Source organism: Aliiroseovarius sp. F20344, assembly GCF_023016155.1.
GTDB lineage: Bacteria > Pseudomonadota > Alphaproteobacteria > Rhodobacterales > Rhodobacteraceae > Aliiroseovarius.
The window spans coordinates 81081-105616 of record NZ_JALKBG010000005.1; the positions used below are offsets into that span (position 1 = coordinate 81081).

General features: G+C 56.5%; 23 protein-coding genes. 9 read left to right on the forward strand and 14 right to left on the reverse strand.

Translation table 11 applies throughout. From position 1 onward, the window contains the following. Positions 1-36 precede the first annotated feature (36 nt). The 6 genes from MWU55_RS04615 to MWU55_RS04640 all read left to right on the forward strand — a co-directional run bounded on the left by MWU55_RS04615 (position 37) and on the right by MWU55_RS04640 (position 7714). Positions 37-1485: an aldehyde dehydrogenase family protein gene (locus MWU55_RS04615; protein ID WP_246934583.1), complete on the forward strand. Its 1449-nt coding sequence runs from the start codon at positions 37-39 to the stop codon at positions 1483-1485. Then, the gene (locus MWU55_RS04620) at positions 1485-2462 is read left to right on the forward strand and encodes a membrane dipeptidase (protein ID WP_246934584.1); all 978 of its coding nucleotides are present in this window, start codon (positions 1485-1487) and stop codon (positions 2460-2462) included. Before MWU55_RS04615 ends, MWU55_RS04620 begins: the two co-directional genes overlap by 1 nt. Further along, positions 2459-4144, forward strand: a complete 1686-nt coding sequence (locus MWU55_RS04625) for a hypothetical protein (protein WP_246934585.1) — start codon at positions 2459-2461, stop codon at positions 4142-4144. The genes MWU55_RS04620 and MWU55_RS04625 overlap by 4 nt, the downstream gene beginning before the upstream one ends. Further along, positions 4141-4770, forward strand: a complete 630-nt coding sequence (locus MWU55_RS04630) for a DUF3726 domain-containing protein (protein ID WP_246934586.1) — start codon at positions 4141-4143, stop codon at positions 4768-4770. Before MWU55_RS04625 ends, MWU55_RS04630 begins: the two co-directional genes overlap by 4 nt. 12 nt (positions 4771-4782) lie before the next feature. Next, a complete protein-coding gene (locus tag MWU55_RS04635; protein WP_246934587.1) occupies positions 4783-5793 on the forward strand; it encodes an Ldh family oxidoreductase in 1011 nt (336 codons plus the stop codon). An 82-nt stretch (positions 5794-5875) separates the two neighbouring features. Next, complete coding sequence (locus MWU55_RS04640; RefSeq protein WP_246934588.1) at positions 5876-7714, forward strand: BCCT family transporter; 1839 nt, start codon at positions 5876-5878, stop codon at positions 7712-7714. Between the two features lie 114 nt (positions 7715-7828). On the opposite strand, the gene MWU55_RS04645 is transcribed toward MWU55_RS04640, so the two are convergent. The 3 genes from MWU55_RS04645 to MWU55_RS04655 all read right to left on the reverse strand — a co-directional run bounded on the left by MWU55_RS04645 (position 7829) and on the right by MWU55_RS04655 (position 10627). Beyond that, on the reverse strand, positions 7829-8509 hold the full coding sequence (locus MWU55_RS04645; protein WP_246934589.1) for a GntR family transcriptional regulator: 681 nt from the start codon (positions 8507-8509) through the stop codon (positions 7829-7831). A 105-nt stretch (positions 8510-8614) separates the two neighbouring features. After that, positions 8615-9640, reverse strand: a complete 1026-nt coding sequence (locus MWU55_RS04650; RefSeq protein WP_246934590.1) for a proline racemase family protein — start codon at positions 9638-9640, stop codon at positions 8615-8617. A gap of 27 nt (positions 9641-9667) precedes the next feature. Further along, positions 9668-10627, reverse strand: a complete 960-nt coding sequence (locus MWU55_RS04655; RefSeq protein WP_246934591.1) for a dihydrodipicolinate synthase family protein — start codon at positions 10625-10627, stop codon at positions 9668-9670. A 297-nt stretch (positions 10628-10924) separates the two neighbouring features. On the opposite strand from MWU55_RS04655, the gene MWU55_RS04660 reads away from it, so the two are divergent. Further along, a complete protein-coding gene (locus tag MWU55_RS04660; protein ID WP_246934592.1) occupies positions 10925-11890 on the forward strand; it encodes a Hint domain-containing protein in 966 nt (321 codons plus the stop codon). 6 nt (positions 11891-11896) lie between these two features. On the opposite strand, the gene MWU55_RS04665 is transcribed toward MWU55_RS04660, so the two are convergent. The 9 genes from MWU55_RS04665 to fabA form a co-directional block, all read right to left on the reverse strand. Then, positions 11897-13144: a mandelate racemase/muconate lactonizing enzyme family protein gene (locus MWU55_RS04665; RefSeq protein WP_246934593.1), complete on the reverse strand. Its 1248-nt coding sequence runs from the start codon at positions 13142-13144 to the stop codon at positions 11897-11899. A gap of 4 nt (positions 13145-13148) precedes the next feature. Then, positions 13149-14240: a zinc-binding dehydrogenase gene (locus tag MWU55_RS04670; RefSeq protein WP_246934594.1), complete on the reverse strand. Its 1092-nt coding sequence runs from the start codon at positions 14238-14240 to the stop codon at positions 13149-13151. Positions 14241-14340: 100 nt separating this feature from the next. Continuing rightward, positions 14341-15138 (reverse strand): 3-oxoadipate enol-lactonase, encoded by a 798-nt coding sequence (pcaD, locus tag MWU55_RS04675; RefSeq protein WP_246934595.1) that lies wholly within the window; start codon positions 15136-15138, stop codon positions 14341-14343. Next, positions 15135-16340 carry an endonuclease/exonuclease/phosphatase family protein gene (locus MWU55_RS04680; protein WP_246934596.1) on the reverse strand — a complete coding sequence of 402 codons (1206 nt, stop codon included), beginning with the start codon at positions 16338-16340 and terminating at the stop codon, positions 15135-15137. Before MWU55_RS04680 ends, pcaD begins: the two co-directional genes overlap by 4 nt. Before the next feature lie 12 nt (positions 16341-16352). Next, on the reverse strand, positions 16353-17324 hold the full coding sequence (locus MWU55_RS04685; protein ID WP_246934792.1) for a threonine/serine dehydratase: 972 nt from the start codon (positions 17322-17324) through the stop codon (positions 16353-16355). Next, entirely contained in the window at positions 17321-18148 is an 828-nt protein-coding gene (locus MWU55_RS04690; protein ID WP_246934597.1) for an alpha/beta hydrolase, read from the reverse strand. Before MWU55_RS04690 ends, MWU55_RS04685 begins: the two co-directional genes overlap by 4 nt. Before the next feature lie 121 nt (positions 18149-18269). Next, on the reverse strand, positions 18270-19058 hold the full coding sequence (locus MWU55_RS04695) for an enoyl-ACP reductase (protein WP_246934598.1): 789 nt from the start codon (positions 19056-19058) through the stop codon (positions 18270-18272). A gap of 41 nt (positions 19059-19099) precedes the next feature. Next, entirely contained in the window at positions 19100-20329 is a 1230-nt protein-coding gene (gene fabB, locus MWU55_RS04700) for a beta-ketoacyl-ACP synthase I (protein WP_246934599.1), read from the reverse strand. A 51-nt stretch (positions 20330-20380) separates the two neighbouring features. Continuing rightward, the gene (gene fabA, locus MWU55_RS04705) at positions 20381-20890 is read right to left on the reverse strand and encodes a bifunctional 3-hydroxydecanoyl-ACP dehydratase/trans-2-decenoyl-ACP isomerase (protein ID WP_246934600.1); all 510 of its coding nucleotides are present in this window, start codon (positions 20888-20890) and stop codon (positions 20381-20383) included. Between the two features lie 188 nt (positions 20891-21078). Here fabA and irrA point away from each other — a divergent pair, with 188 nt between their 5' ends. Beyond that, a complete protein-coding gene (gene irrA, locus MWU55_RS04710) occupies positions 21079-21495 on the forward strand; it encodes an iron response transcriptional regulator IrrA (RefSeq protein ID WP_246934601.1) in 417 nt (138 codons plus the stop codon). Between the two features lie 41 nt (positions 21496-21536). Here the strand turns inward: irrA and MWU55_RS04715 are convergent, their stop codons facing one another. Both MWU55_RS04715 and MWU55_RS04720 read right to left on the reverse strand, forming a co-directional pair. Further along, positions 21537-21965: a peptidylprolyl isomerase gene (locus MWU55_RS04715; RefSeq protein ID WP_246934602.1), complete on the reverse strand. Its 429-nt coding sequence runs from the start codon at positions 21963-21965 to the stop codon at positions 21537-21539. A 113-nt stretch (positions 21966-22078) separates the two neighbouring features. Further along, positions 22079-22942 carry a glycosyltransferase family 2 protein gene (locus MWU55_RS04720; protein ID WP_246934603.1) on the reverse strand — a complete coding sequence of 288 codons (864 nt, stop codon included), beginning with the start codon at positions 22940-22942 and terminating at the stop codon, positions 22079-22081. A 147-nt stretch (positions 22943-23089) separates the two neighbouring features. Between MWU55_RS04720 and miaB the strand changes: the two genes are divergently transcribed. Then, positions 23090-24415 (forward strand): tRNA (N6-isopentenyl adenosine(37)-C2)-methylthiotransferase MiaB, encoded by a 1326-nt coding sequence (gene miaB, locus MWU55_RS04725; protein ID WP_246934604.1) that lies wholly within the window; start codon positions 23090-23092, stop codon positions 24413-24415. Positions 24416-24536 lie beyond the last annotated feature (121 nt).

Here is a 24536-nt window from a genome sequence, read left to right on the forward strand (position 1 = left end):
TGGATGAAATTGACTTCTGTGTAAGGCGACTCTTCCATGACTGATATCCAAAAAAACCTGATTGCTGGCGAATGGCAGACTGGCGAAAGCGAGATCGAAAACCGCAACCCGTCAGACCTATCCGATCTTGTCGGTATGTTTGCACAAGCCAGCGGTGACCAGCTTGAAGCGACCTTGGATCAGGCCCGTGTCGCCCAGCGCGAGTGGGAAGCCTATGGCATGGAGCGTAAGCAAGCGGTTCTGATGGCCATCGGCAACGAACTGATCGCACGCTGTGAAGAGCTGGGGACGCTTCTGGCCCGTGAAGAAGGTAAGCCGTTTGCAGAAGGTAAAGGCGAGGTGTATCGCGCCGGTCAATTCTTCACCTACTACGCCGCCGAATGTCTGCGCCAATTGGGCGAGAACGCCGACAGCGTCCGTCCGGGTGTTGAGATTGACGTGCGTCGCGAAGCCGTTGGGACCGTGGCCATCATCAGCCCGTGGAACTTCCCAACCGCCACCGCGTCATGGAAAATTGCGCCTGCGCTTTGCTATGGCAACGCTGTGATTTGGAAGCCGGCCAATGCGACGCCTGCATCGGCCGTTGCTTTGGCCGAGATCATCAACCGTCAGGACATCCCAAAGGGACTGTTCAGCCTTGTAATGGGCGCTGGCCGCTCGATTGGGCAGCGTCTGGTGGAAAGCCCGAAAGTGAACGCGATTTCCTTTACGGGCTCTGTGCCGGTGGGCAAAGGTATTGCCGCCGCCGCCATCCAGAACTTGACCAAAGTGCAGATGGAGATGGGATCGAAGAACGCGCTGGCCGTAATGGACGACGCCGATTTGGATTTGGCGGTCACGCTGGCGCTTGGTGGCGCCTTTGGCGGCACCGGCCAGAAATGTACCGCGTCTTCGCGCCTTGTTGTCCATGAAGTCATTCACGACGCCTTTGTCGAAAAGCTGGTGGCAGGCACACAAGCGATGAAAGTTGGCCACGCGCTGGAAGAGGGTACCCAGATGGGTCCGGTCGTCAGCGAACAGCAGCTGAGCGAAAACCTTGCTTATGTCGATCTGGGCAAGTCGGAAGGGGCTGAACTGGCCTGTGGTGGTGCACGTCTGGAAATGCCGACTGAAGGTTTCTACATGTCACCGGGCGTGTTCCTGAACTCCACCAATGACATGCGCATCAACCGCGAGGAAATGTTTGCGCCCCTGACCAGTGTGATCAAAGTGGGCAGTTACGACGAAGCGCTGGCCACAGTGAATGACACCAATTTCGGTTTGACTTCAGGCATCGTCACGAAATCGCTGGCTCGCGCCACGCATTTCCGCCGCAACGCGCGCACCGGTGTTGTTACCGTGAACCTGCCAACCGCAGGCACGGATTACCACGTGCCTTTCGGTGGCCGTGGTGACAGCTCTTACGGACCACGCGAACAGGGCAAGGCAGCCGCCGAGTTCTACACCACCGTTAAGACCGCTTACATCAGCGCCGGTCCCGTCTGATGCGGATTGACGGTCTTCAATACGCCAACTGGTCCGAGAAGATTTTTCGCCAGCTTCGTGAAGGGGGCGTGGACGCGATCCACGTCACCATCTCGTATCACGAGAACTTCCGCGAGACCGTCCTGAATTTTGAAAAGTGGAACCGCTGGTTCGAGACCTATCCCGATCTGATCATGAAAGGTCAGTGGGCCAGCGACATCGACGTGGCCCGCGAAACTGGCCGCACTGCCGTGTTCTTTGGCTTCCAAAACCCGTCGCCGATTGAAGACGACATCGGTCTGGTTGAAATCGTACACACATTGGGTGCGCGTTTTATGCAGCTGACCTATAACAACCAATCGCTTCTTGCGACGGGCTGTTACGAGGCAGAAGATACCGGCATCACCCGCATGGGCAAACAGGTCATCAAAGAGATGAACCGGGTAGGCCTTGTGGTCGACATGAGCCATTCGGCTGATCGGTCTACCATCGAGGCCGCCGAAATGTCCGAGCGTCCCATCGCCATCACTCACGCGAATCCGTATGATTGGTCGCCTGCCTTGCGCAACAAGCGCGATGCGGTGATCCGCGCGGTGACCGAACATGGTGGAATGCTCGGCTTTTCGATCTATCCGCATCACCTGAAGGACAAGTCCGATTGCACGCTCGAAAGCTTCTGCGAGATGATTGCCCGGACGGCAGAAAAGTACGGGGTAGAGCATCTGGGGATTGGCACCGATCTGTGTCAGGATCAGCCCGACAGTATTGTGGAATGGATGCGTGTTGGCCGCTGGACGAAAGAAATCGACTATGGCGAAGGATCCAAATCCGCGCCCGGCTTCCCTCCCATGCCAAGCTGGTTTGAGGACAATCGTGACTTCGGAAATATCGAAGACGGATTGCGCGCAACGGGGATGAACACAGACGAGGTTGCCGGCATTATGGGCGGCAATTGGTACCGCTTCTTCGATAACAATTTCGGGCCACAATCCAAATGAGACAAGCAGCCGATCATATCACGCGCCGCGCCCCTGAAGATGTGATGAGGTTGAAACGGCTAGGGTCTTTGCATCAGTGCCGGCTTAGCTTCATGCGCGTGTTGACCCGTCGCATGGCACGCGAAAACTGGAAGTTCACTCGCCCGGTATTTAACATCAATGCCGATGGCGTAGGGAATGCAGTTTACACAGCGCAAGGTCCCGATCGCGCTTATTCGCTTGTTGCGTTTGCACATGACCTTCCCCCCGAAATGCGTTCAGACCGAGTGATTGCGACCGCATGGGATGCAACATTTACGCTGTTTGATGGAGTGCCAGATGCGGCGGACATCCAACGTCTGTCTCAGAATGTGCCGCTGCAGGAAGCCGGTCGAGTCAGCGGGCGTGAAATCTCGGTGTCTCGCGCCAACAGGTCCGTGCGTCTGTGGGCACATTTTGTCGATGCACTGGCAGCGGGGCAGCAGCCTGATCAGGAGAAGATCGACGCGGTTGGCTATTTGATGCGTACGACGGCGGTCTATGGATCGGGCAAGCTTGGTGCATCGGACCGCGAAGGTATCGCTGATCGTGAAGAGATGGCCGTTCCTTTCCAGGCCGAGATGCTGTCGGTGTTTCTGACCCGGACATTTGTGCGTGATCTAGTGCAGCACGTGGCGAATGCGAAAGGGGGCGACCAAGCTGTTGCTCTTGATCCCAACATCGCGCGCCAGCTTGGCATCGGAAATTCAACGGGCTTGGGTATGGCGCCGTTCATCGTCAACCACCCGGTCTTGTTCAACAACTGGATCATGGTGAGGGAAGAGGCGATTGCACGCGTGCGTGCATTGAAATCTGCAAGTGCGGATGAGCGCGACGTCTTCACCTCGCTTCTGCAACGAAGCGCTAAGTCGGTTGATCAGTGGCGATCCGAACACCCAATTCAGATTAAGAAGCTTAATGAGCTGAAAGCTGACTTGAAGCTTTTGAACGCCTATCTTTCCGGAGGTGCGCTCGCAGGGGATGCCCCGTGGGACAAGCTTATGAACTGGGCTGCAACTGCACTTACCGAAGAAGGGCAAGAGCTTGTCGCGTCTTTGATGCTTGAGCCTTATGGCGATCTTGTTGACGGACTGACCACTTGCATGGCGGACAGCAATAAAGAGGCTTTCGTGATCGACGGGGCCGCCACGATTGCGCAGACCCGTGCCTTGATCAAAGACAGTTTTGGTTGGGCGTTTGACACCGATTGGACCGAAAAGGAAAACCAAGCGCGGGCTTGGTATGTGTCGGAGGAGAAGCTTGAACCGCGTCTTGGGGAGCGTTTCGAGGAACCCATCGCGGAATATGAGCAACCGCTTGCCCCTGCCCGGGATGCCGTTGCTGCGTTCAATGCGCTGGCCTCGTATGACGCGGATCAGCCGATTGCTGAGTTTCTTTTGCAGCACCCAGAACATCGCCACACCATTCGGCGGGCGCAGATCAGCCAAATCGCGCCTTACGGGGAAATTCGCGATAATACGATCTCGGCTTCGGTTCTACCCATCGACATGTTGCGGGCGAAGCTGTCGTTTTTCGGGGCAACCCGTTTTGACCCACGATCAGATCGTTGGGTCCGGATTTGTATGTATGCCGGTGCGCCCTATCCCGACGAGCTGACCCACGAGAACGCGGATCTTTGGGTTTACCCGGAGGTCGCGCAATGAGCTATTCCCTGAACGAAATGGAAGCCACCGCCAAACGCGCCGCACGTGGCGCAGGATATTCCTGGGGCTTGGCCGAAGAGGCTTCAAAGGCTGCACGCTGGCTGTGTGTTCAGGGCCAAAACGGCAGCGCAGAACTGCTGCATGTTCTTGATCGTGAACTTACGGATCGGTTGGACGACCACCGACCGCATGCAATTGAAGGTGTCTGGAAAAGTGAAGGTGATCTGTGCCCAGTCGTTGTCGGGGCTCTGCTGTCTGATTGCGCACGGCATCTGACGGATACGTCGATCGAGATGCAAAATGTGGCCGTTCCGTCCCTCCTTCTGCCCTTTGCCGCAAATGTCGCAAAGCTTACGCAGCAAACGGTGAGTGTCGACTGTGACGGGGCCGTTGCCAAGACTGATGGCGTTTGCTTGGAGCTGGCCGGGGATTTTCCTGACACCGCTCGGCGCGTTGTGGTGTCCCTCACGTCCGACGCCGTTAAGGCCCACCAAAGACAAACACGTGCGCATCCCGACAAAGCAAGTTGGGACGCTTTGAACCGATTTGCACACCGAACCTATGCCCCTGCAACCGAGGAATCCCGAAAGCTGGGTGCCGGTGCGGGGCTGTCCGACAATGATTGAGAAGGCAACACTATGGTAGAGACGAAAACACTTACACTGGCTGAAATCGAAGACCTGTCCTTTCGTGCGCTTGTGGCGGCCGGAACGTCAGAGGAAAATGCACGGCCGCTGGCCGTTGCCACCGCAGCGACCGAAGCTGACGGCGTTGCCAGCCACGGGTTGGCCTATATCCCAATTTACTGTGAGCACGTTCAGTGCGGGAAAGTTGATGGACAAGCCAAGCCTGTTCTGGAGCGCCCAAAGCCGGGCGTCATCACTGTTGATGCGGCCACTGGTTTTGCGCATTCCGCAATTGATCAGGGGTTCGAAGCCTTGATCCCCGCTGCGCGCGAGCAAGGCATTGCCGCGCTGGCGATCCGCAATAGTTATAACTGTGGTGTTCTGGGCTATCACACACACAGACTGGCACAGGCGGGTTTGTTGGGGATTGGTTTCACCAATGCGCCAGCCTCGATTGCGCCGTCTGGCGGTGCCAAGCCTGTTGTTGGCACAAACCCTTTCTCGATTGCTGCGCCGGGTTCTGATGGGCAGCCAGCGGTGCTGATCGACCAAAGCGCCAGCACCATCGCCAAAAGCGAAGTGATGAAGCATGCCCGCGAAGGCAAACCCATCCCCGTCGGCTGGGCGCTCGATGCAGAAGGCAATCCAACAACCGATCCTGAAGTTGGCCTGAAAGGCTCCATGGCGCCGTCTGGGGGCTACAAAGGTGTTGGTGTCGCCTTGATGACCGAAATCATGGCAGCCGCTATGACCGGAGCCACTCTGGGCATCAATGCGTCACCGTTTTCGGGGACAGCAGGCGGCCCACCGAAAACCGGACAATTCTTTTTGGCAGTTGATCCAGGGACGACTTCGGGTGACGCTTATTCCACAGGTGTTGTCGGTTTGGTCGAAGCAATCCACCAACAAGAAGGCGCACATTTGCCCGGTGATGGACGCCGTAACAAACGGCTGTCCGCCAAGGATAATGGTGTTGCTGTGAATGTGGCGACACTGGCTAAAATCGAGTCTATCCTGAATTAAACCGAGCGGAAACCATCCGGGGGGCCGCCATCGGAAAATCAACTAACCCGGAAAAATTCACGTGCGAACAGGGAGGAGACGCATGTCTTTAAAGCAACCATTCACCGATTTGCAGGTCAAAAGGGCCGCAAGTGGGTTCTACGAGGGGCACAGCGTTGAAATCGCGCTTCTCAGCAAAGCAATCATGGTTGGCCTGGTTATCTGGGCCCTTGTCTGGCCTGCCAACGCCAATGGCGTTCTTGGCAGCCTGAACTGGAAGCTTCTGGAAAGCTTCAACTCGTTCTACATCGTCATCGTTGGCCTTTTCTCGTTCTTCCTGCTGGTGGTGGCATTGTTGCCGCAAACTGGTCGCAGGATCATGGGACGCGCAGGCGAAGCCCCTGAGTTCTCAAATTTCTCATGGTTCTCGATGATGTTTGGCGCTGGTCTGGGCGTAGGCCTGATGGTCTTCGCCACGGCCGAGCCTCTTGGCCTTTGGGGATCCAACCCCGAAGTGCTCGCAGGCAGCGTAGGTGCCAACAGCCCAGAGGCCGTTCAATCCGGCTTCCGCTACACGTTCCTGCACTATGGCTTCCATGCCTGGGCAATCTACGTCGCGACTGGACTATCGCTGGCTTATTACGCCTACACGCGTGACATGCCGCTGACGATCCGTTCTGCCCTGACACCGCTTTTCGGTAAGATGATGAACGGCTTTCTTGGCCATGTTGTGGATGTTCTTGGGGTTGTTGCAACAATCCTTGGTGTATCCGTAACTATCGGTTTTGGCGTGTCACAGTTTATCGATGGTCTTTATGCGATCACCGGTGCTGAATGGATGATGGACATGACAGGTGATGCACCTGCGCCGGGCACAGTTGGCCTGATCGTCGGTCTTGTTGTGATCATGGGCCTTTCCATTCTGTCTGCAGTTTCCGGTGTTGGACGCGGGGTGAAATACCTGTCGAACCTTAACCTGGTTCTGTCGATCATCCTGCTGATGACCTTTGTCATTTTCGGATCGTTCATGTTCGCCATGACAACTTATGCAACCGCATTTGTTGACTACATCCTGCACTACGTTTCGCTAAGCTTCGGCGCATTTGGTCCGCAATCTGCGACTGACTTCGCGGCGTCTTTGCCCGCCGAGGCCGTTCCATATGCGGACGCTCTGCGTGGTGGGGCAACCAATGCTTGGGGTTCTTTTGCAGGCTTCAAGTCTGGTCTTGAAGGCGAAGCTGCAGCCTTGCCTGACGAAGTTCTGACAGCCGCATATGCTGCGGGTGAGCAAGGTCGTCAGTTCGGCTGGCAAGCTGGCTGGACCACCTTCTACTGGGCTTGGTGGATCGCGTTCTCACCCTTCGTTGGGTTGTTCCTTGCGCGTATCTCGAAAGGCCGCACAGTGCGTGAATTCATCGTAGGCTGCGTTCTGGCCCCTGCACTTGTCTGCTTTGCGTGGATGACTGTTCTGGGTGGCACTGCCATCGATATGGAACTGAGCGGTGCTGCCGAAGGTGCAATCATCGGTGCGTCGAACACCGCCAAACTGTTCGTGACACTTGAGCAGATCATCTCGGGCGGGCTTCTGACCGGCATCACCGTGATGTGTGTGGTTCTGATCATGACCTTCCTGGTGACCTCTGCTGACTCGGGCATTCTGGTGATGAACACCATCATGTCTGGCGGTGATCAGAACATCGGCAACAAGCACAAAATCGTTTGGGGTCTTATCCTGACGTTTGTGATTGGCACGTTGTTGATCGCAGGTAAGACCAACGGTGGAGCTGATCCCATGGAAGCTCTGAAAAGCGCCATGATCATCGGCGCTTTGCCGTTCACGATGGTGATGGGCCTGATGTGTATCTCGCTCACGAAAGCACTGTACCGTGATGGCTTGCGCGACAAGTCGGCACGTGCAGAGCAAGCTTCGGCTGCTGAGTAGGCACCTAAACAAATGGACCAGACAGCGTATCAATGTTGTCTGGTCCTTTTCTATCCGGAACGAATGAAGTTGTTTGCCGGGTGTCAGATTCCCCGACATTTCTTGACCAGCTGATCAGCGCGCCTCAGCGTCTCGCAGTGCTGTGATTACGGTCAGAAGTTCGTCTTTGGTATTTTGGATATGCTGGGTCAGTAATGCTGTTGCTGCGTCCACGTCACCGGCTTTCGCGAGTTCCAAAAGACGGCTGTGTTCGTCCTTTGCGCCATCGCGCTGTTCCATAAGACTGAGATGCATCCGCACATAGCGATCGGATTGTAGGTTCACACGATGCAACAGCTCGTTCGTCAGTCCGCGCTCTGCCGCTGCATAAAGCGCTGTGTGATATTCAAAATTTAGGGCACCCCAATGGGCCACATCATCCGCATCATAGGATGTTTCCATTTGCGCCAGGATCATCTCGCATTTGTCGAAATCGGCCTGCGTCATGTTTGGGATGGCACGTTTGAACAAATCCACTTCGATCAGAATACGAAGATCAAAGATCTCACCAATTTCCGCGATCGAGTGTTTCACAACGGATGCACCGCGGTTGTTTGTCAGATGGACAAGACCTTCTGCGTCCAACCGTTTCAAGGCTTCACGGATCGGCATGCGCGATACGTCATATTCATCCGCCAAAGCTTCCTGACGGATTACCGTCCCTTCGATAAGGTCGCCGCTTAGAATACGCTCACGCAGGTCATTGGTGATCACATCCGGAAGGCTTTGTCGTGCGATCTTGCGTTTGACGGTCATTGTTGGCCCTGAGTTTGGTTGCGCGGCATTTTGGAACCGGTGTGCCAGATGTTCAAGTGGGATGCACCTATTGTTTCCTTGACCAATTGGTCAGATACGCCTGCCTTAAGCGCCCCATGTGTCGCTTAGGCGATACCCGCCCGGCCAAGGATCATCAGGATCAAGCATGTGTTGGTGTGTGCCGGTGATCCACCCGCGGCCCGAGATTTCGGGGATGATTGCAGCGGTGTTTCCAATTTTCGTGGTTTCAATCAGCTTTCCTGAAAAGCGTGATCCAATAATCGACACCGCGTCGAAGGTTTGCCCCACCTGCATCTGACCTTTCGCGGACATCAGCGCAATGCGGGCTGAAACAGCTGTGCCGGTGGGCGAGCGATCAACTTTCCCCGGTTGGATCGCAACGGCTGATTTGCCGGTGAGCCCCGTTTCCGTTTGCGAGAGCGGACCGCAAAAGGCGCAAAACGAGATGTGGTTCCAATCTGGATTTTCAGGGTGTGAGAAGCCCAGTTGGTCGTTCGCAGCATTGGTGATTTTTACACCCAGTCTGGCGATGTCTTTGGCTTCGCTTTCGACGATTTCGAAGCCGAGTGATTGCGCATCGACAACGACAAAGCTGTCACCACCATAAGCCGTATCAACGGTCAATGTGCCCACCCCTTCCACCTCAAGCGGCACCGCGATCTTGTCCGCAAAGCTGGGCACATTCCGCACGTGTATCCGTTCAGCTTTGCCATTCCTGCATTCGGCACGCACACGAACCAACCCACCCGGAGCTTCCAGTGTCAGGTGTGTTTCGGGCTCGTTCATTGGCAGAATGCCACTGTCCAGCAGCACGGTAGACACGCAGATCGAGTTTGATCCCGACATGGGCGGCGTGTCTTCAGGCTCCATGATGATCCAGGCCGCGTCGGCATCCGGGTGCTTGGGTGGAACCAGAAGGTTCACGTGGCGAAACACGCCGCCACGTGGTTCGTTTAACACGAAGTTGCGCAGGGTCTGATCTTCGGCAATGAAATTGCGCTGTTCCCAAACTGTGTCTCCGGGCGGAGGGGCGACGCCACCGACGATCACATCGCCAACCTCGCCCTCGGCATGGGCGGATACGACATGAATGGTTTTGCTGCTGCGCATTTTGATCCTGTTGGGTTGCGGATTGGCTTACATGCACTCGGCGATGATGCCACCCTGTGTTGACCAGTCAGCATACCATGCTTTGAACAAAGCGTATTGTTGTTCGCAGTAGTTTCGCTGGGCATCTGACAGGGCGTCAGTTTCGTTGAAGTGCAGGCGGTATTCCTCTTCGCCATTCAGGACCAGAAGGTGCTTATAGTACAGCACCAAATCGGTGCCTTCGTCGAAGCTGGCTAGAACTCCAAAGGCATCTTCCAGTTCAAGCGCGCGCTTGCGAGCTTCTGCATGACCTTCTGCAGCTTTCTGCGACAAGGCTGCCAGCAGAAGTGCCTCTCTCGGAAGGGCAGTGCCAATCCCGGTGATGGAACCCGTCGCGCCGCAATTGACGAAGCCATGATAGACCTCGGTATCGACACCAACCATCAGCGTTACGCTGTCATCTTGGCTGGTGATGTGCTCCGCCGCATAGCGCAGGTCATCTTTGCCGCCGAACTCTTTGAAGCCAATCAGGTTGGGGTGCTCGGCGCGCAGAGCGAAAAACAGGTCTGCTTTGGTCGCGAAACCATAAACGGGGCTGTTGTAGATGATGGCGGGCACATCCGGTGCAGCAGACAGGATCGCCTTGAAGTGGTTTTTCTGGGCAGCCATCGATGATCCGCGTGACAGAACCCGCGGAATAACCATCAACCCAACCGCACCGATCTTCTGCGCGTGCGCCGCAAGGGCTACCGCAGATTTCGAGTTGATTGCACCCGTTCCCACAACAACCGGGATGCCTGCTTCAACAAGGCGTTCAACACCTGTCATGCGCTCTTCATCTGTCAGAAGCGGCCAATCGCCCATGGACCCGCAATAAACCACAGCGGACATGCCGGTCGCGATCATCTCGTGCCCCTTTTTGACCAACGCGTCGTAGTCGGGCGTGCGATCGGCTGTGCATGGGGTCATCAAAGCGGGCATGGTGCCCGAGAACACGGATTGCGACATGGGATTTCCTTTTGCGGAACAGGGTTGGAACTCAGGGTTAGATCGTCACTAACGGATACTGTATCCAAAAGCCAGAAAAACCTTAGCCTCGAGAAAACTGGCGACACTCTTCTTTAGGGTGTGTTTTGACATGAAATGCAGTTATAGCGAGATGAAAATTGCAAGCTTTTGATTAATGTACTACTATCGGACAAGTATTTATGTTGCGAACAGGACTGAAATTGTTGAGCTGCCGATAGCTATATTGGATTGCTCTCAGTCAGCGATGAAAGCCTGTGTGTTGAGTGGAGGTGAGCTATGCCCACCTATAACGTACAAGGTTGGATATGGTCGGGGACCGGTTCGCCCACCACTTTGCTGCCTGTTACCATTGAAGATGATGACCCCAACATGTCCCCTTACTTCACCGATGATTTCACAGAAGAGATCACGATCGGTGGAACGACATACACCAATCCACGCGGCGGCACCTACGAACTGACGTTCACGGATTCGGGCGGTACCACACATACCGAAGATTTTTATCTTTGGTCGACAGGTAGCAATTTTATTTTTGTACCAGCACCGGGGTCTGCTTTTGATGACGGGGCTGTCGTTGACAGTCTAGGGGGCTGGCAAGACTGGACTTCTGGGTTCCCATGGGATGATGTCACCTGTTTTACCACAGGGACACTTATCGAAACCGAACGCGGCCCCGTTGCGATTGAGGATGTTCAAGTTGGTGATCTGGTTCTGACCGCCGAAGGTAAGAAACCTGTGCGATGGATCGGAAAAAGCCCGGTGACGGTCGAGAAGCTTCTTAGCAACCCAAAGCTGTTCCCGATCCGCATTACCGCGGGTGCGTTGGGCGATGGCTTGCCGAACCGCGATCTTATGGTTTCCCGTCAACACCGGATGCTGGTCAGGTCGCCCATTGCGCAGCGCATGTTTGGAACGACGGATGTATTGGTGCATGCGATCAAGTTGACGCATCTTCCGGGCATTTACATTGACCAATCGATGACCGAAGTGACCTACTATCACATGCTGTTTGACGACCATCAGGTGGTCTATGCCGAAGGGGCACCCAGCGAAAGCTTGTACACCGGGCCAGAAGCCTTGAAGGCGATTAGTGATGAAGCCCGAAATGAGGTTCTGACGTTGTTCCCGGAACTGGCGGATCGGGACTATAGCCCAAGTTTTGCCAAGTTCACGCCTGATGCGAAGCGCCAAATGAAGCTTGTTGAGCGTCATTTCAAAAACAAGAAACCGCTGCTGGTTTAGGCCGGGCTATGCGTCGTCAGATTTGATGGACGGTGCACCTCCTTCAAACTGATTTTCCTGATCATAGCTGCAGGGGTCTTCCTGCATCTCCAAATGTAATCCGCTTCCCGTGTAAGGATGTGCTCGCATCAGGGCTTCGTCCGGTTCAATCCCAAGTCCCGGTGCGTCCGGTGGTATAACAAACCCGTCTTCCCAGCGGATCGTGTTGCCGGTCAGGGCAAGGTGGAAGTCGCCCCCCTGTTCGATGGTTTCCACCATTAATAGGTTCGGAATGGACGCGCCCAGTTGCAGGTTGGCGGCCCATTCAATTGGTCCTGCATATAGGTGCGGAGCAATCAAAGCGTTGTGCACTTCGGCGATGGTAGCGATTTTTTTGGCTTCCCAAATCCCGCCTGCGCGACCAAGTGCAGGCTGCAGGATTGAAGCGGCGCCTCGTCGTAACACTTCTGCAAACTCGGCTTTGGTCGACAGACGCTCACCGGTGGCAACGGGCACCGTGCTGGCGTGCGCGACCTTCGCCATTTCCGCCAAGTTGTCAGGTGGGATCGGTTCTTCAAACCAAAGCGGCTGATAGGGGGCGATGGCTTCGGCCATGCGGATTGCACCGCCCGTGGTGAATTGGCCGTGCGTGCCGAATAGAAGGTCGGCGCGGTCGCCGACGGCTTCGCGGATCGCCTTGCAGAACGCCACTGACCGCGAGATGTCTTTCATGGAAGGCATGTGGCCCGACCGGATCGTGTAAGGTCCGGCAGGATCGAACTTCAGTGCGGTGAAACCTTGTTCGACGCGGGTGAGGGCAGCCTCGGCAGCCATTTCCGGCGAGGTCCAGAATTCGGGCAGGGCGTGATGTGGATCGGGATAAAGATAAGTGTAGGACCGCAACCGTTCGTTCATCTTGCCGCCCAGCAGCGCCCAGATGGGACGCTCACGTGCTTTACCCAAAATGTCCCAGCAGGCGATCTCGAGCCCCGAGAACGCCCCCATCACAGTGGGATCGGGGCGTTGTGTGAACCCGGCGGAATAAGAGCGGCGGAACATCAACTCGATATTCTCAGGGTTTTCGTCCTGCATATGGCGGGCAAACACATCCTCGATCACAGCGAGCATGGCGTCGGGGCCAACGGCGCTGGCATAAACCTCGCCCCATCCAGTGATCCCGTTGTCCGTCGTGACTTTCACAAAGATCCAATAGCGTCCACCCCAGCCAGGGGCAGGCGGGGCGGTTACGATGATGTCGAGATCTTGGAGCTTCATGCGATCAGACCTTATCGAACAGGATGACGTTGCGCCGCGCAGCCCCGGTTTTGGTGTCGGCAATCGCCTCGTTGATCTGATCAAAGGACCATCGGCCCGAGATCAGCTCGTCCAATTTCAGACGCCCCTGTTGATAGAGGTCGATCATCCACGGGATGTCGCGCTGGATGACCACATCGCCCATTTTGGACCCAACCATGCCCTGACCAAGGGCTGCCAGAACCACGGGTTCATAGCTGGACATGTCTCCGGAATGGGGCATGCCGACCATCACCACCTTACCGCCGGGGGCCAGATAGCGCGGGGCGCTGTCATAGGCGGGGATCGCGCCCACGGTGACCAGTACAGCGTCGGCTCCACGCCCCGTCGCCTTCATCGCGGCTTTCCACGGCTTTTCTGAGGTGGCGAGTACTCCGTCCGTGGCGCCAAATTCCATCGCGACGTCCAGCTTCTCTTCCGACATGTCGACAGCGATGATCCGCGAGGCACCGGCGATACGTGCGCCCTGAATGGCATTAAGGCCAACGCCGCCTGCGCCGATGACCACGACAACATCGCCTGCGCGCACATTGCCTGCGTTGACAGCAGCGCCAACCCCGGTGATCACACCGCAGGCCAATAGGGATGCGATGTCCATCGCCATATTCTCGGGCAGTTTGACCACTTGGCTTTGTTCGACCACAACCCTTTCAGCAAACGCGCCAGTGGCCATCGCTTGATGCATCTTGCCGCCGTCTACATCCGTGATCGGCCCGTGATCCCCATCATAGGGCGTGCCGCAAGCAGTTGGCGTGCCAGACGCACAGCTGGGGCAGGTTTGGCAGGCACGGATCAGGGTCACGACGACGGGATCGCCCACGGACAGACCCTTTACGTGATCGCCGACATTGGTGATCCGCCCGGCGGCCTCGTGGCCATAGACGGCGGGCAAGGATCCACCCCAAGCGCCATCTGCATAGGAGATATCACTGTGACAGATGGCGACGGCGTCCAGCGTCACTTCAACCTCGCTGCCCTCTGGCGGGCGGATCGAGATCTCCTCGATCACCAGCGGTTTCCCAAACTCGTGGCAGACGGCGGCTTTGATCCGGTCCATGGCGGCTCCTGTTGGCATGGTTTTCAAGCAAGCTTGCGCGGAAACCGCGGACTTGCCAACAGAGTTGCGACAGGAATGGCGGAAAACGACGCGGCGTTTCCTAGAAATGTCCGATGGAACGCAGGAAGTCCGTCAAAAGCGCGGCATACTCGGCGGATTTCTCGACCGGGGACATGTGGCCCGTGCCGCGGATCAGTTCAAAGCGCGCGCCAGGGATCAGGGCAGCGGTTTCCCGGACCATGTCGGCAGGGGTCGAGCCATCTTCGCTGCCTGCAATCGCTAGCGTTGGCAGCCGCAGCCGTGCAGTGCTTTCGTATAAATCAGTGTCCGCGATGGCTTCCATGCAGCCTAGATAGCCCTGAAGCGGGGTGGCGCGCATGCGGGCGCGAGCGTCCTCCAGCAGTTCCGGGTGATCCCGTTTGCTGGCGCGCGAAAACCAACGGTCGATATTGGCATCAACCACAGCGTCGATCCCGCTGTCGTGAACCTTCTTAATACGTGCAGCCCAGATCCACGGTGTGCCGATCTTGGCCGCGCTGTTCGAAATCACCAACCCGCGGACCAGATCCAGCCGTTCGGCCGCCAGCCCTTGTGCGATGATACCGCCGATCGAGAGGCCTACGAAGACGCAGTCTTTCACGCCCAGCTGGTCCAATGCGCGGCCAGCGTCACCCACAAGGTCCCCCATCGGATAGGGACCGTCGGGGCATCGGCTTTGGCCATGTCCGCGCATGTCCATTCGGATCAGGCGCAGGTGGTCTGGCAGTTCCGACGTCAGCGCGTCCCACATAGTCAAGTCAGACCCTAGCGCATGGGCAAACACCACGGCGGGACCGTCCTTTGGCCCGCTGTCAACCACGTGAAGCGCCACGCCGTTGTCATTGGGTATGATGATCATTCCTCATCATCCAGCAGGGTCAAATGTGCCATGATCTGACCGTGATCCGAGGCGAGCTTGTTATACGGTGCCTCGGGATGAGAGCCATCGGTGATATGGTCATTCAAGACGCTGAAATACGTCATGTCGGCGATCCGCTTGGGATTGTCCGGGTGGAAATGGCGGCTGAGGAAAATCTGGTCGATGCTTTCAAACACACCTCCAAAGGCCGAGGTATAGACCATATCGCGCAACGACTTGCGCACGAAAAGCTTTTCGGCCGAATGTAGGCGCACGGCCTCGACCGCGGCGGTGATCTGCTTGTTCTCTTCACGGCTATACCGGTCGCGATCGGTTTTGGCATCGTGGCGTAGCATCCAGGAATAGTTCTTGAACGGCACTTCGCCCGCGATAATTTCCGAGCTGACTGCATGTTCGCCGTCGTTGAAATCTCCGGCAACCGCGACGGGATGGCCAACTTTAATTTCCGCGACCACAAGCTTGCGCAATACCCATGCCTCAGCCATTCGACGCATGGCGGAGCGGGCAGACCCAAGGGCACGGCCCACCGGGTCATAGCGGGTCAGATCAACTTCGGGTGCATAGGGGGCACCTTCGGGTCGAATGAACTCGCCCAGTTTAGATTTCAGGTGGCAGTTGAAGATGGTGATGACCTGATCCCCAACGGGCACGCGGACCTTGAGGATTGGGCGTGACAGGCGGGTCAACGTGTAGTGCCCCGCATCCCCTTCATCCCCACGCAGTGCAGGGAAGGGAATGGTCACGGGCTCGGGCAGATCCTGAATAATCTCGGGCTCGCCCACAAAGCCAAAGCGCGACAGCACCGCTACGCCAGGGCGACGTTCCCCGGGGCCACCATCGGCCGAGTTCGCCGCGAAAGCCAACCCGTCTTTGGGCCAAGGATGTGTGGCAAGCTTTCGAAAGATCGCCTTGCGGTGATAGCGTTTGCTTTCGTCCGGAATGGTTGCCGCGTTCAATTCGTGAGCGCGGATGTTGGCCTCGCCGATCACGTCAAGAAGAGCGTCTTCTTCGAAAATCTCTTGAAAAGCGATGATGTCGGCATCCAGAGACATCATCTGATCCGCCATCCAGTCGCGCTTCCACGCATATTCTTCTGGGGTGTAGCTGAGGAACTGGTAAAACTCCTGGTCTGCGCCAATTAGGTTTTTGACATTGAACGAGGCAATCGTGAAATCAGTCATAGGGGTCTCCGGTCAGGCAAAACGGTTTAGGGCATCGGCGAATACTGGGGCATCAACATTGCCCCCGGTGGCCACTACAATCACCGCGTCGCCTTCGATCTGGTCGGGATGGAATAGGGCCGCAGCCAGGGCAATGGCCGCCCCGGGTTCGATCACCAGCTTCAACCGGGTGAATCCTTGCGCCATGGCACGCAGGCAGTTTTCATCCGGCACAACAATGCCGGGTCCGCACAGGCGTTTCATGATGGGAAAGGTGATCTCACCGGGCGAGGGCGTGATAATCGCATCGCAGATCGACCCGGCGCGCTGGGCGTTTTCTTCAATCTGACCGCTGATAAGCGAGCGTGTCACATCGTCGAACCCCGCAGGCTCAACGGGACGTACCTTCATGCCGGGAGCTTCATGCTCCAATGCAAGCGCAATGCCCGAGGTCAAACCACCCCCACCGCAAGGGACCAGCACCTGTGCATTTGAAATGCATTCTTCACGAACCTGATTGGCAACCTCAAGCCCAACAGTGCCTTGGCCTGCAATTACGGCCTCGTTGTCGAAGGGTTTGATCAGAGTAAGTTCGCGTTCTTCTGCAATCTGGGCGCCGATGGCGTCGCGGTCTTCATTGGTGCGGTCATAGAGCACCACCTCGGCCCCAAGCGCGCGGGTGTTGTCAATTTTCATGCGCGGGGCGTCTGATGGCATCACGATCACAGAAGGTGCGCCGTTTTGGCGGGCCGCAAGCGCGATGCCTTGCGCGTGATTGCCGGATGAGAAGGCGATCACACCCATCTCGCGTTGATCGGCAGTCAGTTGGGAAATCGCGTTATGTGCACCGCGATACTTGAAGCTTCCCGTATGTTGCAGGCATTCGGGCTTCACGAATATGCGCCGCCCTGCGATTTCATCCAGAAACGGCGAAGACAAAAGTGGCGTGCGCCGGACATGCCCTGCACAGCGTTGGGCTGCGTTTCTGATCTCGTTGATGTTCATCTCATCTTCCCTAGCCATTCTGTGATGGTTGCAAGGGCTTCGGGTTCGTCAAGGAAGGGCACGTGGCCGCGGTTGGGCACCTTTGCATAACCCATATCTGGGCGGCGCTTTTGCATTTCGGCGACGGTGTCATTGGACAAAAGGTCCGAATTTTCACCATGGATCAAGGCCAGCGGCAGGCTATCCATCGCGTCAAAGAAGGGCCAAAGGTCCGGAGCGGGTTGGGCACCAGCGGCTTCGACCGCATCGCGCAGGGCAGGGTCATAGCGGTTGGTAAGGACTTTATCGTCCTGTTCGAACAGGTTGTGGCATTCTTCGATCCAGCGCTCCATCGGCACATCTTTAAAGCCAAAATCAGCCATGAGTTTCGAACGCGCCTCGGCGGCCTCTTCGATGGTTTTGGTGCGCGGTTTGCGCCCCAGATACCCCATGATGTTGTCCAGCCCGTTTGGGGCAAGTTCGGGACCAATGTCGTTCATGCAAACGCCCAGAAGTTTGTCCCTTACTGTGGCTGCCAACCCCATCGCGATCAGACCGCCACGCGAGGTGCCAAGGATGGCGGCTTTTTCGATTCCCAGATGGTTCATCAGGAAAAGCGCATCCAGCCCTTCTTGCGGCACCGTATAGGTTTTGTGGTCACCCCAGTCAGATTGTCCGCGCCCGCGATAATCCATGCGGATCAGGCGGACGCCTTGCAGATGAGGCGCAACGAAGTTGAAGTCGTCTGAGTTGCGCGTGAGTCCGGACAGGGCCAGCACCGGCAGACCTTCACCTTCGTCCCGATAGGCAAGTTCAAGACCGTCATTGGCGGTGAATGTTTGCATGTTGCGGGTCCTCATCTTGTTTGGCGCAGTAAGCACCAGATCAGGGATAGGGTCCAGAGCCAGATCTGAAACAAAAAAGGCTCCCGATTGGGAGCCTTCTTGGTGAGGGCCGCAGTGCCCGTCAGAGATTGTCCGGCTGAGGCATGCCCAGAACGTGGAAGCCGCTGTCCACGGTGATAATCTCGCCAGTGGTGCAGTTGCCGTAATCGCTTGCCAAATAAACAGCGGTGCCGCCCACGGCTTCAAGCGTTGCGTTCTGGCGCAGCGGAGCGTTTTGTTCCGTGTGGCGGAAGGTTTTGCGCGCGCCGCCAATGGCTGCGCCAGCCAGCGTTTTCATCGGACCGGGTGAGATCGCGTTGACGCGGATGCCATCAGGGCCAAGGTCGTTGGCCAGATAACGCACGGAAGATTCCAGTGCGGCTTTGGCGACACCCATTACGTTGTAGAATGGCGTCACGCGGTTCGACCCGCCATAAGTCAGGGTCAGGATTGTGCCGCCTTCGGTCATCTTTGGGGCCACGCGACGCGCGACTTCGATCAGGGAATAGCAACTGATGTCCATCGAGTGCTTGAAGTTCGCGCGTGACGTGTCGACGAAGCGGCCGGTCAGCTCGTTCTTGTCCGAATAGGCAATTGCGTGAACAAGGAAATCGATTGAGTCCCATTTTGACCACAGGTCGTTGAACCCTTTGTCCAGTGCCGCGTCATCAGTCACGTCCATGTCGACGAGAATGTCCGACCCAACAGATTCAGCCAGCGGAGCAACCCGCCCGCCAAACGCATCGCCTTGATAGGAAAACGCCAGTTCTGCGCCTTCGTTTGCCATTGCCTGCGCAATGCCCCAAGCGATCGAGCGTTGGTTTGCAACCCCCATGATGAGGCCGCGTTTACCTTGCATAAGCCCTGCCATGTCAGTCCCTCAATTCTGTTTGTGTCAAATTCGTCGTCGTATCAGTCTTGGTATTTGCTCATGATCATCGAGCCATTGGTGCCGCCAAAGCCAAAACTGTTGGTCATCACCGAATCCAGACCAGCGTTTTCTACAAGCGCCGTGGCGATCTCGCCTTCATTGATGCCGGGATCAAGGTTTTCAACATTGATCGAGGGCGCGATGAAGTCATTTTCCAACATCAGCAAGCAATAGACCGCTTCCTGAGCACCGGTGGCGCCCTGGCTGTGACCTGTCATCGATTTGGTCGAGCTGATCGGAGGTGTTGTGCCTTCGCCGAAGACGCGTCGTACGGCTTCAACCTCGCCCACATCACCGACGGGGGTCGATGTGCCATGGGCGTTGATATAGCCGACCTTGCGGCCCTCGGGCAGCATGTCCATGGCCAAGCGCATTGCGCGCTCGCCGCCTTCACCGGACGGTGCCACCATGTCGTGGCCGTCCGAGGTCGCGCCGTAACCAGTGACTTCAGCGTAAACCTTCGCGCCACGTGCTTTGGCGTGTTCCAAATCTTCCAGCACCAGAATGGCACCGCCGCCGCCAATCACGAACCCGTCGCGATCCGCGTCGAAGGCGCGCGAGGCTTTCTCGGGCGTGTCGTTGTATTTCGAGGACATCGCGCCCATTGCGTCAAAGAGGCACGAAAGCGTCCAATCCAGCTCCTCGCCGCCGCCGGCAAACATCACATCCTGCTTGCCCATCATGATCTGTTCGGCCGCGTTGCCAATGCAGTGCAGGCTGGTCGAACAGGCCGAGGTGATCGAATAGTTGATGCCCTTGATTTTAAAGGCAGTTGCAAGGTTCGCGGAAATGGTCGACCCCATGCATTTCGGAACCGCAAACGGTCCAATCCGCTTCGTGGCGCCGGTTTTCAGGGCGGTCTGGTGGGCTGCAAACATTGCGCTGGTCGATGGACCACCTGAACCCGCCACAAGGCCGGTGCGTGGATTCACCACGTCATCTTCAGCAAGGCCAGCATCTTCGATCGCTTGGCTCATGGCAATATGGGCATAGGCCGCACCCGGCCCCATAAAACGCAGCGTGCGCTTATCCACATGTGCCGCAATGTCGATGTCAGGCATACCCGCAATTTGGCTGCGGAACCCATGATCAATCATGTCCTGATTGGCGGAAATGCCGGACTTGCCAGCCTTGAGCGAGGTCAGAACCTCGTCCTTGTTGTTCCCGATGGCCGAGACGATGCCCAGACCGGTAACGACGACACGACGCATACGCGCACTCCTCCGTGTAGCGGTGCCTTCGGGCACCGATAGTAAGTCGGATCAGCTCTCGGACAGAGCGACCTTCATATCTTTGACCTGATAGATAACCTCTCCATCAGCTTCCACAATACCGTCGGCCACACCCATTGTCAGGCGGCGCGTTTGGATCGCTTTAGTGAAGTCGATTTTGTAGGTCAGCATCTTGCGATCTGGGCGGACCATACCGGTCAGTTTGACCTCGCCCACGCCCAGTGCGTAGCCACGACCCAGCCAGCCGCGCCAACCTAGGTTGAAGCCGGTCAGTTGCCACAGGCCGTCCAGGCCAAGACAGCCGGGCATGATCGGATTGCCGGGGAAGTGGCACTCAAAGAACCAAAGGTCGGGCGTGATGTCGAATTCGGCCAGAACGTGACCTTTCCCATGTGCGCCGCCATCACCCGAGATTTCGGTAATGCGGTCCATCATCAACATGGGGGGCGCTGGAAGCTGCGCATTGCCGGGGCCAAAAAGCTCTCCGCGCGCGCATTTCAAAAGGTCTTCCTTGCCAAAGCTCGTCGGGTAGTCCGCCATTCACTCCGCCCCATATCTTGTGTCTTCAGTTACATCACCCTCTAGCACCCGGGGAAAGCTTGGCGCAAGGGTAGCTGATCGCTCAGAAAGGGTATGTTGTTCACAAAAGCCAGTTTTTATTGGCGCTTGGTGCCCAGACCCCCTATATTCGTTTGGAAACGCCCTGCAGGTACCAAGAGTTCCAGAATATGACGCAGCAAGAAAAACATACCGAAGCCAATTGGTTGACGAGTGCCGGATTGCGCCCGACCAGGCAGCGATTGGCCTTGGCTCAGCTGTTGATTGGGGACGGTAATCACCGCCACGTCACCGCAGAAAGCCTGTACGAGGCAACCCGCGACGGAGTGGATAAGGTGTCACTTGCAACGGTCTACAACACGCTGCGCGTTTTCTCGGACGCCGGACTTCTGCGCGAGATTACAGTGAATGGTGCGCGCAGCTATTTTGACACCAATGTTTCGAACCACCCGCATTTCTTCTGGGAAGATACGGAAGAATTGATGGATGCGCCGGATGAAGACCTGAAGATCGCGCAACTGCCGGAAGCGCCGGAAGGTGCCGAGATCTCGAAAGTCGATGTGGTGATCCGTCTGCGCCGTAGCTGAGCCGCACGTTTCAGCGCGCGACCCAGCGATGCGCACTATCGTTAACCGATCGACAAAACCTCAAAATCAAAGATTAATGTCTTACCTGCCAGCGCGTGGTTTGCGTCCAGCGTGACGGTGTCATCGGTCAGGTTGGTGACGGTCACGGGGACCGGTTGGCCTTGTGGGCCGGACATCTGCAACTGAATGCCAACTTCCAACGGAATTTCAGCAGGAATGTCGCTGCGCGGGACTTCCAAAATTGCCTGATCTTGACGTGGGCCATAGGCCTCTTCTGGGGCGATGGAGACCTTTTTCTTCTCACCAACCGTCATGCCGGGCAGGGCTTTGTCGAGGCCGGGAATAATCATGCCGGACCCTACTTCGAACTCCAGCGGGTCGCGCCCTTCCGAGCTGTCAAAAACGCTGCCGTCTTCAAGCGAACCAGTATAGTGAATGCGCACCTTCGCGCCTTGCGTGACTTCGGTCATCAGTACCTCGTGATGTCTTGGGATGAATAAACGAGGCCGAGGCGTTGTCGCGGCGGGTGCTCGCTTGGTGATCCGCCATGTTTATCGTGAAACGGAGTAAGTTGGAATGCTGGTCAAAACCACTGACCGGGCTCCATAAGGCCAAGATCCAGCAATTGCTGCGAATTCCACTGAAACTTCGTGGTATTGTGCCATTTGAAGTTCGGAATATCGTGTTTTGAACCGGCGTTTGTTTTCAGAGCCTTGGCCGCTCGGAAGCTTGTGATTGCAACGGTGATGTTGTGGTGCCAGGGGCAGGAAAAGGTGTTGTATTCTTCGTCGTTGAACGTGTGGTTGTCGCGTAATTTGAGCCCGGGTTTGGCCCGAAAAAGGGATACACGATCAATCTTGTGACCGTTCACCGGTACATGTTCTTCGAATCGCCAACGCAGCCCGCCGTAGAAATCCAACTGACGCTCGTGGGGATTTCCGTCTGGGTCGTTTCGTCCGTGCGCATAGTAACCGGATTTGTCCAGGTGAGCGTTCTCTATCGAAACCGCATTTGGGAATTGTTCCAAATCATCAGCATATAGGTCGACAACATAACTTAAGATCGCATCGCGGCGTTCTTCTGTTTGGAAGGTAATCAGCTCTCCCACTGTGCGGGATTCACAGAAGGGGTGGAAAAGGTATTCGGCGTTGTAGCAGTAGTATATCCAGGTTCCCGGTGCGGCTTCGATCACCTGATTGACAGCCTCTACCACGGCACCCGGCGCGGATGTGTTGAAGCTGATCCGATGTACAGAACCTTCCATTTCGGCGGTCAACTCTAAGGCGTCAGGCGCAAATACCAGTACCTGCCGAAATCCAGCATCCTGATGGTGCTGAATTGTGCTTTCAACTTCAACCAAATCCTCGACAAAGATCAGCGCAACAGGGCCTTGGGATAGGACATCACCTGAGGTTTCTAGGAACTGACTAAGATCGCTATGCCGCATGATATGTTCCCATTTATCTGTGCTCTTTGCAGATTGCCGTCAGAAACTTCCCGAAAACAACAGGTTTTGCAAGCGTTGCGGGCCTGATCCCTTTGCTGTAGGAGGCGGGGACTTGAACACGTGCTGCAAAATCTTGGGAAACGCGCCATGTCCGACAAGAAAAAACTCTACATCCGCACCTATGGGTGCCAGATGAATGTTTATGACAGCGAACGCATGGCCGAAGCGCTGGGCGCGGATGGGTACGTTGAGACGGACACGCCTGATGATGCGGATATGATCTTGATGAACACATGTCATATTCGGGAAAAGGCCGCCGAGAAAGTCTATTCCGAACTGGGCCGTTTCAAAGGGCTGAAGGCTGAGAACCCTGACTTGAAAATCGGTGTGGCTGGATGCGTGGCACAGGCGGAAGGCGAAGAGATTATGCGCCGCCAGCCGATGGTCGATTTGGTGGTTGGACCCCAAACTTACCACCGTCTGCCAGAAATGATGGAGCAGGTGGCCAAGGGTGAGAAAGCGCTCGATACGGACTTTCCCGAAGAAGACAAGTTTGAACATCTGCCAAAACTGCGTAGACAGAAGGCCAAGCGTAATCCGACGGCGTTTCTGACGGTACAGGAAGGCTGCGACAAGTTCTGTGCCTTCTGCGTGGTGCCTTATACGCGCGGGGCAGAAGTCAGCCGCCCGGTCGAACGTATCCTGCGTGAGGCGCGGGATCTGGTTGAACGCGGCGTGCGCGAAATCACTCTGCTGGGGCAGAACGTCAACGCCTATCACGGCGCTGGGCCAGATGGGGACTGGTCATTGGCCAAGCTCATTTGGGCACTAGACGAGGTTGACGGGCTGGAGCGTATTCGCTTCACCACATCGCACCCCAATGACATGACCGACGATCTGATTGAAGCACACGGCACCTGCAAGAAGCTAATGCCCTATCTGCACCTGCCGGTTCAGTCGGGATCGGATAAGATCCTTAAGCGGATGAACCGGAGCCATACAGCCGAAAGCTATCTGCGCTTGATTGAGCGCATCCGCGAGGCGCGCCCGGACATCTTGATCTCGGGCGACTTCATCGTTGGCTTCCCGGAAGAGGACGATCAGGATTTCGAAGACACCATGAACCTGATCCGCGAAGTTAACTATGGTCAGGCCTACAGCTTCAAATACTCGTCCCGCCCCGGCACGCCGGCCGCTGAGCGCGCATTGGTCGATGATGCTGCCGCCACGGACCGGCTGCATCGCCTGCAAGCATTGCTGACCGAACAGCAACGTGCCGTTCAAAGCGCGATGGTTGGGCAGGAAGTCGGCGTTCTGTTTGAAAAGAAGGGCCGGTTTGAGGGGCAAATGGTCGGGAAATCGGATCACCTACATGCCGTTCATGTGCAAAGTGATGCGCCCGTTGGCGCGTTGCGTCGCGTCAAGATCGTGGAAAGCCGCACCAATTCTTTGAAGGGCGAACTGCTGGACTAATCTTTAAAGCGTTTCCAGTCATTGTTGGATCTCAGCAATAGCTTGAAACGGTTTAGTTGGCCCAAAAAACGCGCGACTTCATGACAATCACATGAAGAATTAACGTGGGGGCTTGCGTGTC

Coding starts and splice junctions, on each gene's coding strand:
- MWU55_RS04615 (WP_246934583.1), top strand. CDS start 37: ATGACTGATATCCAAAAAAACCTGATTGCTGGCGAATGGCAGACTGGC.
- MWU55_RS04620 (WP_246934584.1), top strand. CDS start 1,485: ATGCGGATTGACGGTCTTCAATACGCCAACTGGTCCGAGAAGATTTTT.
- MWU55_RS04625 (WP_246934585.1), top strand. CDS start 2,459: ATGAGACAAGCAGCCGATCATATCACGCGCCGCGCCCCTGAAGATGTG.
- MWU55_RS04630 (WP_246934586.1), top strand. CDS start 4,141: ATGAGCTATTCCCTGAACGAAATGGAAGCCACCGCCAAACGCGCCGCA.
- MWU55_RS04635 (WP_246934587.1), top strand. CDS start 4,783: ATGGTAGAGACGAAAACACTTACACTGGCTGAAATCGAAGACCTGTCC.
- MWU55_RS04640 (WP_246934588.1), top strand. CDS start 5,876: ATGTCTTTAAAGCAACCATTCACCGATTTGCAGGTCAAAAGGGCCGCA.
- MWU55_RS04645 (WP_246934589.1), bottom strand. CDS start 8,509: ATGACCGTCAAACGCAAGATCGCACGACAAAGCCTTCCGGATGTGATC.
- MWU55_RS04650 (WP_246934590.1), bottom strand. CDS start 9,640: ATGCGCAGCAGCAAAACCATTCATGTCGTATCCGCCCATGCCGAGGGC.
- MWU55_RS04655 (WP_246934591.1), bottom strand. CDS start 10,627: ATGTCGCAATCCGTGTTCTCGGGCACCATGCCCGCTTTGATGACCCCA.
- MWU55_RS04660 (WP_246934592.1), top strand. CDS start 10,925: ATGCCCACCTATAACGTACAAGGTTGGATATGGTCGGGGACCGGTTCG.
- MWU55_RS04665 (WP_246934593.1), bottom strand. CDS start 13,144: ATGAAGCTCCAAGATCTCGACATCATCGTAACCGCCCCGCCTGCCCCT.
- MWU55_RS04670 (WP_246934594.1), bottom strand. CDS start 14,240: ATGGACCGGATCAAAGCCGCCGTCTGCCACGAGTTTGGGAAACCGCTG.
- pcaD (WP_246934595.1), bottom strand. CDS start 15,138: ATGATCATCATACCCAATGACAACGGCGTGGCGCTTCACGTGGTTGAC.
- MWU55_RS04680 (WP_246934596.1), bottom strand. CDS start 16,340: ATGACTGATTTCACGATTGCCTCGTTCAATGTCAAAAACCTAATTGGC.
- MWU55_RS04685 (WP_246934792.1), bottom strand. CDS start 17,324: ATGAACATCAACGAGATCAGAAACGCAGCCCAACGCTGTGCAGGGCAT.
- MWU55_RS04690 (WP_246934597.1), bottom strand. CDS start 18,148: ATGCAAACATTCACCGCCAATGACGGTCTTGAACTTGCCTATCGGGAC.
- MWU55_RS04695 (WP_246934598.1), bottom strand. CDS start 19,058: ATGGCAGGGCTTATGCAAGGTAAACGCGGCCTCATCATGGGGGTTGCA.
- fabB (WP_246934599.1), bottom strand. CDS start 20,329: ATGCGTCGTGTCGTCGTTACCGGTCTGGGCATCGTCTCGGCCATCGGG.
- fabA (WP_246934600.1), bottom strand. CDS start 20,890: ATGGCGGACTACCCGACGAGCTTTGGCAAGGAAGACCTTTTGAAATGC.
- irrA (WP_246934601.1), top strand. CDS start 21,079: ATGACGCAGCAAGAAAAACATACCGAAGCCAATTGGTTGACGAGTGCC.
- MWU55_RS04715 (WP_246934602.1), bottom strand. CDS start 21,965: ATGACCGAAGTCACGCAAGGCGCGAAGGTGCGCATTCACTATACTGGT.
- MWU55_RS04720 (WP_246934603.1), bottom strand. CDS start 22,942: ATGCGGCATAGCGATCTTAGTCAGTTCCTAGAAACCTCAGGTGATGTC.
- miaB (WP_246934604.1), top strand. CDS start 23,090: ATGTCCGACAAGAAAAAACTCTACATCCGCACCTATGGGTGCCAGATG.